This is a genomic window from Streptococcus infantis, from assembly GCF_047463315.1.
Classification (GTDB): Bacteria; Bacillota; Bacilli; order Lactobacillales; family Streptococcaceae; genus Streptococcus; species Streptococcus infantis_AB.
Genome location: NZ_JASHEB010000001.1, coordinates 391,021 through 401,396 on the forward strand (window position 1 = coordinate 391,021; position 10,376 = coordinate 401,396).

At 41.0% G+C, this 10,376-nt stretch carries 12 protein-coding genes and 1 pseudogene; 1 reads left to right on the plus strand and 12 read right to left on the minus strand.

The annotated features are described in order from the left end of the window. Positions 1–4: 4 nt before the first annotated feature. The 9 genes from QM857_RS01940 to miaA form a co-directional block, all read right to left on the minus strand. Entirely contained in the window at positions 5–1,072 is a 1,068-nt protein-coding gene (locus QM857_RS01940) for an ankyrin repeat domain-containing protein (RefSeq protein WP_414259424.1), read from the minus strand. A 19-nt stretch (positions 1,073–1,091) separates the two neighbouring features. After that, on the minus strand, positions 1,092–2,156 hold the full coding sequence (locus QM857_RS01945; RefSeq protein WP_414274884.1) for an ankyrin repeat domain-containing protein: 1,065 nt from the start codon (positions 2,154–2,156) through the stop codon (positions 1,092–1,094). Positions 2,157–2,158: 2 nt separating this feature from the next. After that, positions 2,159–2,596 (minus strand): hypothetical protein, encoded by a 438-nt coding sequence (locus QM857_RS01950; RefSeq protein ID WP_414274885.1) that lies wholly within the window; start codon positions 2,594–2,596, stop codon positions 2,159–2,161. Positions 2,597–2,614: 18 nt separating this feature from the next. Beyond that, complete coding sequence (locus QM857_RS01955) at positions 2,615–3,184, minus strand: SMI1/KNR4 family protein (protein WP_414274886.1); 570 nt, start codon at positions 3,182–3,184, stop codon at positions 2,615–2,617. A gap of 202 nt (positions 3,185–3,386) precedes the next feature. Continuing rightward, entirely contained in the window at positions 3,387–4,142 is a 756-nt protein-coding gene (locus QM857_RS01960; RefSeq protein ID WP_414274887.1) for an SDR family NAD(P)-dependent oxidoreductase, read from the minus strand. A gap of 20 nt (positions 4,143–4,162) precedes the next feature. After that, positions 4,163–5,092 (minus strand): ribonuclease Z, encoded by a 930-nt coding sequence (rnz, locus tag QM857_RS01965; RefSeq protein WP_414274888.1) that lies wholly within the window; start codon positions 5,090–5,092, stop codon positions 4,163–4,165. A 14-nt stretch (positions 5,093–5,106) separates the two neighbouring features. Continuing rightward, the gene (locus tag QM857_RS01970) at positions 5,107–5,730 is read right to left on the minus strand and encodes a cystathionine beta-lyase (RefSeq protein WP_414274889.1); all 624 of its coding nucleotides are present in this window, start codon (positions 5,728–5,730) and stop codon (positions 5,107–5,109) included. Then, on the minus strand, positions 5,723–6,961 hold the full coding sequence (gene hflX, locus QM857_RS01975; protein ID WP_049508580.1) for a GTPase HflX: 1,239 nt from the start codon (positions 6,959–6,961) through the stop codon (positions 5,723–5,725). The genes QM857_RS01970 and hflX overlap by 8 nt, the downstream gene beginning before the upstream one ends. Then, complete coding sequence (gene miaA / locus QM857_RS01980) at positions 6,954–7,838, minus strand: tRNA (adenosine(37)-N6)-dimethylallyltransferase MiaA (protein ID WP_414274890.1); 885 nt, start codon at positions 7,836–7,838, stop codon at positions 6,954–6,956. Before miaA ends, hflX begins: the two co-directional genes overlap by 8 nt. 122 nt (positions 7,839–7,960) lie before the next feature. Here miaA and QM857_RS01985 point away from each other — a divergent pair, with 122 nt between their 5' ends. Then, positions 7,961–8,131 (plus strand): DUF3042 family protein, encoded by a 171-nt coding sequence (locus QM857_RS01985; protein WP_001051780.1) that lies wholly within the window; start codon positions 7,961–7,963, stop codon positions 8,129–8,131. 43 nt (positions 8,132–8,174) lie between these two features. Here the strand turns inward: QM857_RS01985 and QM857_RS01990 are convergent, their stop codons facing one another. The 3 genes and pseudogenes from QM857_RS01990 to QM857_RS02000 form a co-directional block, all read right to left on the minus strand. Next, positions 8,175–9,014, minus strand: a complete 840-nt coding sequence (locus QM857_RS01990) for a thymidylate synthase (protein WP_414274891.1) — start codon at positions 9,012–9,014, stop codon at positions 8,175–8,177. Positions 9,015–9,122: 108 nt separating this feature from the next. After that, positions 9,123–10,082 carry an ROK family glucokinase gene (locus QM857_RS01995; RefSeq protein ID WP_414274892.1) on the minus strand — a complete coding sequence of 320 codons (960 nt, stop codon included), beginning with the start codon at positions 10,080–10,082 and terminating at the stop codon, positions 9,123–9,125. A gap of 105 nt (positions 10,083–10,187) precedes the next feature. Beyond that, positions 10,188–10,376 (minus strand): annotated as a pseudogene (locus tag QM857_RS02000) (N-acetylmuramoyl-L-alanine amidase family protein); the annotation flags it as partial.

The following is a 10,376-nucleotide window of genomic DNA, read 5'->3' on the forward strand; positions in this document are numbered from 1 at the left end:
TCTCTTAATCTTCAAGAATTTCTTGTAAGTGTCTAGACATATTGCAGATAAATTCTTTAAAGCTACAAATATCACTTATAGTTTCGTGTTCCTCATCGTAAAAAGCTACTTTATTTGTCTTTGGATGCCAAATGATATAGATATGAGTATAATCTCCGGTTAACCGTGAAATACGGAGAAATTTTTTACGACCTTTTTTTAAGGGAATTGTTTGCATAAGAGGGAAAAACTCTATCCACTTAAAATCACAGTTAGTAAGTTCAAAATATAAGTCTTGACTCATGAGAAAATCGGTAAGTTCCCGAGGCAGTTTAAATGGTTTTAGTTCATCCAATTTATTGCGTAAATTATGAAATTCTACTGGCTCTAGTTTTTGAAAGTATTCTGCCATCTCTTGATCCCCCTTTTCGATAGCGATACTATAAGGTCTCATACCATCTTTTTCAGTGAGAGTCACGTCCGCCCCGTGCTCTACAAGGTATTTACACATATCTAGGTCAACATATCTTGCAGCTACACAGAGAGGCGTTGGCTTAAAGGGATAAACCGAGTCGGAGGCATTATAGTTTATATCAACTCCATTTTTAATAAAAAAATCTAGCACCTGATAATTTCTATCTGCAACGGCTCTCCTAAATGCTTTTCCACCATATTTTTCGACACTATGTCCTAATGCATGGATAATAGCTAGATTATCAAACTTATTTCCAAATAAGGCTTCTTGAAAGGCTTCCGACTTTACAGCATTTACACTATGAATCTTTGCTCCATGTTTCATAAGATACTTGATGAACGTACCATCACAATACCTGACAGCCAACAAAAATGAAGGGTTATTTTTTACATTTAAATGAGCCCCCTTTTCCACTAGCCATTTTAGGGAGTCAAAATTTCCTGTAATCAAGGATAAATCAATTGGGCTTAGAGAGGTATACTTGCTGATTTCTATTTCTTGGTCAATATCCCAACCACTTGCAAGATATTGGTCTAAGGCCAAGGTGTCTCCCTCTATGATGCCCTTAACAAGTTGTGGAACCGATTTAAATTCTCCAATATTTTTTAATGTAATCATTGTCAAACTCTTATTCTTTTTACCGATTATAACTTGGTTCTTTTAAGTCAATTGGTTTAGGATTTTGCTTTATCCAAGCAATAGCTAACTGACACAGGCGGTCTAGGCGAGGCTCGTCATCAAAATCTTTCCCATGAACTTGAGCAATAAGCTCTTTAGTCTCTTCCAATTCTTGATCTGAAAGAGGGATTCCTAGAGACAAGTATTGAGGCATAGCCTGAAGCATTTTTCTATAGTCCCTGTCCCAGTTGACCCCACCATTGCGATCCAGCTCATCTCGGACTCGACCTGGTATACGGATAACTTCTCCCTGAACAGTTTTGGCTGCTCCACTCGAAGGGATCAAGAAAGACCATAGTTCCTCATATTGCTCCTCCCAGCTACCTTCTTTTACGAGAATCGGAGAAACTCCATCGTGGGTTATTCGTTTGGCTACAGGCTTGACATCAAAGAGCTCATATAGTTTTGTTAATCCTTTATCTGCAGCCTCTACGTAGTCAGGATGGATACTTTCTCGATGAAATTCAAAATCCTTGCCGATTTGCTCAACTCTTTCCTTCATTTTAGAGGTTTTCTTAGCACCTGCTTCTAGTAACATAGAGGCAATTTCAGCAGTTTGGGCAATATAGATCCCCCGACAAACCATCAAGACTGAAGCTAGTGGAGTTCTTCCCATATCATTCTCTACATTGACATTTGCTCCCTTGTCAATTAAAAGTTTGACAGTCTTAGGATGGAAAAACTCAGCTGCCATATGTAGAGGGGTATCGCCATAGGTATTGGGCTTTTCAATGTCTGCCCCCAATTCACACAAGAGTTTTACTGTATCTCTCCCCAAGATTGCTTGACGGTATAAAGGAGTCGCTCCATAATAATCTGGGACATTTATATCTAGGCCCTTTTCTACCAGCCAGATTACCAATTCATCTGGTACTCCTCCCATATGCAGAGGTGTACATAAGCTAAATCTTCCATCATGAGCGGTTAATTCACAGCGATCATAGACTGCTTTCAGGGCTTCAATATTTCCTTCATCCATTAAATCCTTAAACTCTTTTGGTAATGTAACTCTTTTCTTTGCCATCTTTAGTTCCTTTCTTGTGATTCGGTATCTAGGACAAACCAATGAAGTTTGTCAACCGTTTTCAAAGTCATGACTTGTCCATCATAATCATTTTTCAACTCAAGACCGTTTTGCTCAATAGATATATGATTGTACCAGTGGTCTAGGCTGGCGTATTTCCCCATATGAATGTTGATGAGCATACTGGTTATCGGATCCCACGTTCCTTTCTTAACAGTTTCGGCTAAAAGGTAGTAAGCGTCTAAGAATATGAGATTTCTCCCATAGATCCAAAAAGGCAGTTCAAGCTCTAACAAGGGCAACTTGGCAGAAAAAATCTCATCCCCGTGCGGTGGCACGGTTTCATAATGAAATTCTATCTCACAGCCATAATAGGCAATCAAGGCTCCCTGACATCCAATATTTTGAGGAATTCCCTCCTCAGCTACTATAAATTCCATGACCTGCTCCTTCTATTTTCAATCATAAAATCCGACCACACTCTGCCAGAATATCAAACTGGACGCATGACATTTTCTAGTCATCAAGTGGATGAAGTCACTTTCACAACCCGTCCAAACTGCAGATTGAGCCGTTCCCATGGCTCTAACAAATGCTAGAAAATCTGGTGCCAGCCATATTTTTTCATCATAGGTCATCTCTGCATCAACAGCATAGACCGCCCCAGATTGACAATCCAGCAAAACAGTGTAGGGATCTCCATTTGCAATGATGATCAAGCTGCTTTCTTGTAGAGTTGAATAATCATGGTATTCCAAATTGCGATTGATTAGCCAAGTAAGACTAGTGCTGTCCCCATATCCAAATTGGTAACTTAAAAAACCTATCTGCCCCCAGTTATAGGCCAGAATATACTTCCTAAAAATCGGATCCAAATCTTGGATTTGAAGTTGGCTTTTCAAACGATCCAGTTCAGACACTGGCAAATCTGTTTTATTCAGGACAATCCCTTCTCTTATCTCAGGGTCCAGTCCTTGTGTTTCTTCTTGGGTAAGGGAAATGATTTGGTCAATTGTCAATAATTCCATTGTCGACCTCCGACTATACATAGAGCATTATCTAGGGTAAGCTAGCTGGTTTGGGACTTCATTTATCTAATGACCTTTCTTATCTCAATTATACTCCAAAACTATCAAATAAGGGAAAACTACCAGTATTTTCAGGGATTATTTTTGATGAATAGTCGCCCAAAGTTATAGAAAAAAACCATTCCTCAAGGGAACAGCTTCATCACTTATAATTAAAGGTCTCTCCAGCCAACTTATCCGCTAACTTGGGAAAGAGAGTATAAAACTTATAGGCTAGATTTAGCAAGACTGGGAGATTGAGTTCTCGTTTATTTTTTCCTATGGTCTTAACAATTTTTTTAGCTACTGCATCTGGCTCGAGTAGGAAACGGTCAACTGATTTTAGATAACTGCCGTCTGGGTCAGCCTGGTCGAAAAACCCTGTACGGATAGGACCGGGATTAACCGTCGTCACATAGACACCATAGGGCATGAGCTCAAGGCGAAGAGAATTTGAAAAACCGATGGCCGCAAACTTGGTCGCAGAGTATAGACTAGACTTGCCAGTTGCTATCAAACCTGCCATGCTGACGATATTGATGATATGGCCTTTTCGGATTTCCTTCATACGAGAAGCAACCAAACGAGACAGATTCATCAAAGCAAAGGTGTTAACCTCAAACATCTGATGAATATCTTGATTAGAAATCTTATCGAAATCCTCAAAAATCCCATATCCTGCGTTATTCATCAAAACATCAATCTTTCCATAGCGCTGGTAGAGTTCAGCTACTAGGTCTTCTAGGGCTTGAGCATCGGTAATGTCCATCTCGACCAATTCTGCATGTGGATGATTCCCGTATAGCTGAACTAGTTTTTCCTTAATTCTGCCGAGTAAGATGAGTTGGTCATCTGGTAAGAGTTTGACCATTTCTTGGGCTAGACCTCCGCTAGCTCCTGTTATGAGAACAGTACGCATACTTTTCCTTTCTCAATCTTCTAGATTTCCACTTCTTCCAAATCTTTAACTACATGGACATTTTCAAAAATTGTTGCCGCATCTTTCTTAAGCTGGCTAATGTCTTTTGAGAGGAAGCGTGCACTGATATGGTTGAGCAAGAGTCGTTTGGCTCCTGCTTCTGTTGCAACCTGCGCAGCTTGCATATTTGTTGAGTGACCGTGATTGCGGGCAATCTTCTCATCACCCTTGCCATAAGTTGATTCATGGACAAGGACATCGGCATTAACAGCCAGACGTACACTGGCATCCGTTTTTCGAGTGTCACCCAAGATAGTGATAATCTTACCAGGGCGAGGATCTGAAATATAGTCAGTAGCCTTAATCTCAGTGCCGTCCTCTAATACGACATCCTGACCGTTTTTAATTTTTCCAAAAAGCGGTCCAAATGGCACACCAGCAGCCTTGAGTTTCTCAGCATCCAAGGTCCCTTCAAGGTCCTTTTGCATGACACGATAACCGACACAGAAAATAGTGTGATCCAACTCTTCTGCATAAACGGTAAACTTATCCGTTTCAAGGATTTTCCCTAGGGAATCCTGGTCAAACTCATGAAAATGAATCTTATACGGCAGGCGTGAACCTGACACTCGTAGACTGGTCAAGACAAAAGATTTGATGCCTTTGGGACCATAGATTTCTAAATCTGTCTGCTCTTCATTGGCTTGAAAGGCACGACTAGAAAGAAATCCTGGCAAACCAAAGATATGGTCTCCATGTAAGTGGGTAATAAAGATTTTGCTGACCTTTCGTGGTCGAATCGTCGTTTCTAGAATGCGATTTTGCGTTCCTTCTCCACAGTCAAAGAGCCAGACTTCGTTAATCTCGTCCAAGAGTTTCAGGGCGAGACTTGAAACGTTGCGGGCTTTAGAGGGCTGACCAGCCCCCGTTCCTAAAAATTGAATATCCATTTGATACTTTCTAATTAATCAATATATAACATAGCAGTTCTGTTTTCAGAGCGATAATACAGCTTGCCAGAAAAAGCTCTAGCTTCTTGTAGTAAATCCTCTTGGTTGTATCCTTTGAGACGCTTGCGACCATCTGCCAAATTTTCCAAATCTGTCAAGGCTGTGAGATTTTCCACGCTAACAACTTCTTCGTCTCCGATAGCCTTCATATAGATGTTGCCAGACTCCTCAAAAACGAGCTGATGAGGGAAAATTTGCGCAATCTCAAAGAGTAATTCATCCGTAATGACTTCCTCAGCTTCTGAAAAAATGCGACCAAGACCTTCTTTTTCGTAGCAAAATCCAAAGGATTTACCAGATAGATTGAGGCGAATAAAGGGCTTGTTTTCTAGAGTGAAACTTGGATCAACATTGTAAAGATTTAGTTCTTGGCTGACTTCCGCAAAATAATCGGTCGCAGCTTGAGGACTTTTTTTCTGGTAGAGCTCGGCAAAGTAGGCATTAACCACGCTTGGTGGAGGTGTAATGAGGGCTAGTTGCTCCTGCTCAGATCTACCAGCTAAAAGTTGATCTAGGTAAACCTTATCTAGACTTGTATAGCCACCATACTTGAGTGCTAAAGTTTTGATATCAGTCATAAAATTCTTCTAATCTCCATTTATTTTTCTCAGAAATGTATCCTCTAATGACTTCGCCGTCATCTTGATAGTCCCGTTCTTCAAGAATCGCGACACTTTCTAAGTCGTGAATCTTGTAGGACTTAGAAAAAGGCACGCGCAAAGTAAAGGGTTCAAAAATTTCCTTGATCTTATCCAGCAATAAAGCCTGCAACTGTTCGCGACTATCCTTAGACTTTGCCGAAATCAATGCATACGGCGTTTGAGTAGGCGTAAAGTCCTCCACCAAATCCGCTTTATTATAAAGGGTCAAGCGAGGAATATCCTCCATGTCCAAGTCTTTCATGATGGAAAGAACTGTTTTTTCATGTTCCTCATGGTAAGGATTGCTGGCATCGATAACATGAACCAGAAGGTCTACATGCTTGCTTTCTTCCAAAGTCGACTTGAAACTTGACACCAATTCGGTTGGTAAGTCTTGAATAAATCCAACGGTATCTGTCAAGGTTACCTGTAGATTGCCACCAAGATGGATGCTTTTAGTTGTTGCATCTAGAGTTGCAAAAAGCTCATCTGCTTCATACTGGGTCTTGCTGGTCAAAGTATTCATAATAGTTGACTTCCCAGCATTGGTGTAACCAATCAAACCAATCTTAAAGGTACTTGACTCCAAACGTTTTTCTCGAACTGTCGCTCGGTTTTTCTCAACTACCTTGAGTTGACGTTCGATATCTGTAATCTGGTTGCGAACACTACGACGGTTAAGCTCCAGCTGACTTTCACCTGGACCACGGGAACCAATTCCCCCTGCCTGACGGCTGAGCATAATCCCCTGGCCAACCAAACGAGGCAAGAGATATTTGAGCTGAGCTAGATGCACTTGTAGCTTACCTTCATGGCTTCGAGCTCGCATGGCAAAGATATCTAAAATCAACTGCATACGGTCAATCACCTTAACACCTAAGACTTCCTCTAAATTGACATTTTGTCGAGGTGTCAGACGGTTATTGACAATGACTGTCGTGATTTCTTCTGCGTCCACCATTTGAGCAATTTCTTCCAACTTACCAGAACCAACAAAGGTCTTAGAGTCGTATTTTTCTCGTTTTTGTCTGTAGCTATCGACTACAACTGCACCAGCCGTCTTAGCCAGACTAGCCAGCTCTTCCATGGAGAGGTCAAAATTATCCATACCCTGGAGTTCAACACCAATGAGCAGGACTCGCTCCTCTTTTTTCTCCGTTTCAATCATTTAAAAACTCCTCAATCTGGCTTAAAATACGCTCTTTAACACCAGATTCTCCTATCTGATAAAAGGTCACCTGCATGCGATTGCGGAACCAGGTTAGCTGGCGCTTGGCAAATCGACGAGTCGCCTGCTTGAGACTATCGCTAACCTCCTCCAAACTCTGCTCTCCTCGAAAATAGGGAAAGAGTTCCTTGTAGCCAATCCCTTTAGCAGCCTGCACATCTGGATAATGGTCAAACAACCACTTGGCTTCGTCTAGAAGTCCAGCTTCAAACATCAGGTCCACTCTGTGATTGATACGCTCATAAAGCTGGCTACGCTCATCATCCAAGCAAATAATCAGCGGATCATATAAACTTTCTTGATTTTCCAAATCTTGAGAAAAATGAGCAATCTCCAAGGCACGCATAGCACGACGACGATTAAATTGGGGAATTTCAAGACCTGCTTTCCCAACGAGATGAACTAACTCCTCATCTGAAACAGATTCTAAGCTAGCTCGGTAGGCTAAAATATCCTCGTGTGGTGTCTCTCCACCGAGATGATATCCCTCTAGTAGACTCTGAATATAAAGTCCTGTCCCACCAGCGATAATAGCAAGTTTACCACGATTTTGAATATCCTCGATGGCTGCCTTTGCTTCTGAAACAAAATCAAAAGCCGAGTAAGACTCGGTTACATCTCTCACATCAATCAAATGATGAGGGACAGTTGCCTGCTCCTCCGGACTTGCCTTGGCCGTTCCAATATCCAGTCCTCGGTAGACTTGTTGGCTATCTCCACTAACTACTTCTCCATTAAATCGCTGAGCAACTTCAATGGCCAGGGCAGTCTTTCCAACTGCAGTTGGACCAACAATCACAATTATTTTGCTTTTCATCGTTTTTCCTTGAAAAATTCCCATTTTTTCGTTACTATTATTATATCACAAAATAGACAGGCAGAAAAATGCTATATCTTAAGCTATTTCCGTCTGATTTATAAATAAAAGGAGGAAGACTCATGGCTAAAGGATTTGCTAAAGGTCTCGTAACAGGTGTTGCAGGAACTGTTGCTGCTGTTGCAGGTGCAGTATACGCATTCAAAAAGAAAGTGATTGAACCAGAAGAACAAAAAGCAGCTTTCATCGAAGAAAACCGTAAAAAAGCAGCTCGCCGTCGCGTATCACGTTAATAAACAAAAAAGAAGTTGGTTTTTCCAACTTCTTTTTATGTTCTTAAATAGCTAGGTCAAACTTCAACTGAGGTTTCACTGGATCATAATCAACCAACTCAAAATCTTCTGCTTTAATATCAAAAAAGTTAGTCTTATCTGGTACATTCAAGACCAAGCGTGGTTGGCAGTTTGAAGGCTCACGACGGAGCAGTTCCTCTGCTTGTTCAAATTGATTATCGTAGATATGAAGGTTATTGATAAAGTAGAAGAATTTTCCTACCTTCCAACCAAAGTGTTTGGCAATCATCATTTGAAGAGCCACATACTGCATGGCATTGATGTGGTGAGCTACCAGCATATCATTAGAACGCTGGGTCAAGGTCGCATCTAGATAGATGTCCCCATCTACTCGACGGACATCAAACATGGTCTGAAAGGCGCATGGTAGAAGGCCATCTGTTTCCTCAAAAGCTTGATAATCCCAAAGTGAGATGATATTACGACGGTTCCAAGGATTAGCTTCCAACTGTTTGAGGATTTTATTGATGATGTCGTGCTTCTTAACCACAGCCCCATAACGCTCACCAATAGTACCTGTGTCTCCCACTTCCCAATCATTCCAGTAGTGAACATTGTACTTATCATTGAGAACTTCTAAGCTATTTGTCTGGTCTTGATAAATCCAGAGCACTTCTTTGATAGCTGATTTGATAGCAATGGGACGCAAGGTCGTGATTGGAAATTCACCCTTAGACAAATCATACTCTGCAAAAGCTCCAGTTACATACTTAGAGTTGGCAACTGTTCCATCCTTATACTTGGGACGAGCTTGTTCTGAAAAGACCCCTTCATTGAGAATTCGCTCAATATTTTCTTTAAAAATCTTATCTGCTTTTGTCATTTACCCTTACCTCAACTTTTATTCTTAACTAGTATAGCATAAAAAAAGAAAGGAGGAAAATCACTCGCTTCAAGATAGTGATTTTCTCCTTTTAATACTTATTAATTATTATTGCAAGACAAGAGATGCTGCTCCAATAACTCCAGCGTCATTACCTAGAGTTGCAAGAGCCAATTTAGTTGTTGTACGAACTTGTGGGAAGGTATTTTCATCATAAACCTTTTGCACACCTTGAAGGAGGAAGTCTCCTGCAGCTGATACCCCTCCACCGATAACGATAGTTGATGGGTTTAGGATAGAACCGATGTTGGCACATGCAATACCTAAGTAACGTGAGAAGTTACGGTAAACGATCAAGGCAAGATCATCCCCTTCTTTTGCCAAGTCAAAGACAGTTTTAGCAGTTACTTCTTCACCGTCGTCAATCAAGCGTTTCAACTCTGCATCACCTTCATACTCATCTGCATAACGACGAGTCAAGTTGACAATACCTGTTGCTGAAGCTACTGTCTCAAGACAGCCTTTTTTACCACAAGTACATGCGATTGGTTGGTCAAAGTCAACTGTGATGTGTCCAAGTTCACCTGCAGCACCTGCGACACCGTGCAGCAATTTACCTTCTGCCACGATACCGCCACCAACACCTGTACCAAGTGTCATAAAGACAACGTCTGGTTGGTTTTCACCAGCACCCATCCAACGTTCACCAAGAGCAGCTACATTGGCATCGTTGTCGATAAAGAATGGAATCCCCAAGGCTTTTTCCATTTTTTCTTTGATTGGTTGAAGAGTTTTCCAGTTGAGGTTGTAGGCACCGATAACAGTTCCTTTTTCACGGTCAACCACACCAGGTGAACCCATACCAATTCCACGAAAATCTTCAGCAGACAATCCAAGTAAGCCCAAACGGTGTTGAATAGATTCAATCATATCGTCTACGATATGGCTTCCTTCATCCAAAATGTTAGTCTTAATAGACCATTTTTCTTGGATTTCTCCTTCTAGCGTTAAAATAGCAAACTTGATAGATGTCCCACCAAGGTCAATCCCAATAATCTTTTGACTCATCTTTTTCTCCTTTATATTTATTAATGGAAATGCTTACAGACATAGTATAACAAAATCGTTAGATTTGTGCAAAGCTTTGCATTACCTTTCCAGATTATTTCTACTCTATGGTTTCCACAAACCAGAAGCATCTACATAATAGCGTCCACCATCCACTCGCTCATTCTTAGCCATTTTACCATCCGATTTCAAATAGTAATTTCCTTGCCATGCATTGCGAGCATAAGATCCATCTGATTTCAAGTAATACCAAGCTTGGTAAGAAGAATCATAGACCCACTCACTCTGAGCCAT

Bases quoted from the DNA above. Each gene is read 5' to 3' on its own strand.
- QM857_RS01990 (WP_414274891.1), bottom strand. From the start codon at position 9,014: ATGACAAAAGCAGATAAGATTTTTAAAGAAAATATTGAGCGAATTCTC.
- QM857_RS01940 (WP_414259424.1), bottom strand. From the start codon at position 1,072: ATGATTACATTAAAAAATATTGGAGAATTTAAATCGGTTCCACAACTT.
- rnz (WP_414274888.1), bottom strand. From the start codon at position 5,092: ATGGATATTCAATTTTTAGGAACGGGGGCTGGTCAGCCCTCTAAAGCC.
- QM857_RS01960 (WP_414274887.1), bottom strand. From the start codon at position 4,142: ATGCGTACTGTTCTCATAACAGGAGCTAGCGGAGGTCTAGCCCAAGAA.
- QM857_RS01970 (WP_414274889.1), bottom strand. From the start codon at position 5,730: ATGACTGATATCAAAACTTTAGCACTCAAGTATGGTGGCTATACAAGT.
- QM857_RS01945 (WP_414274884.1), bottom strand. From the start codon at position 2,156: ATGGCAAAGAAAAGAGTTACATTACCAAAAGAGTTTAAGGATTTAATG.
- QM857_RS01950 (WP_414274885.1), bottom strand. From the start codon at position 2,596: ATGGAATTTATAGTAGCTGAGGAGGGAATTCCTCAAAATATTGGATGT.
- hflX (WP_049508580.1), bottom strand. From the start codon at position 6,961: ATGATTGAAACGGAGAAAAAAGAGGAGCGAGTCCTGCTCATTGGTGTT.
- QM857_RS01985 (WP_001051780.1), top strand. From the start codon at position 7,961: ATGGCTAAAGGATTTGCTAAAGGTCTCGTAACAGGTGTTGCAGGAACT.
- miaA (WP_414274890.1), bottom strand. From the start codon at position 7,838: ATGAAAAGCAAAATAATTGTGATTGTTGGTCCAACTGCAGTTGGAAAG.
- QM857_RS01955 (WP_414274886.1), bottom strand. From the start codon at position 3,184: ATGGAATTATTGACAATTGACCAAATCATTTCCCTTACCCAAGAAGAA.
- QM857_RS01995 (WP_414274892.1), bottom strand. From the start codon at position 10,082: ATGAGTCAAAAGATTATTGGGATTGACCTTGGTGGGACATCTATCAAG.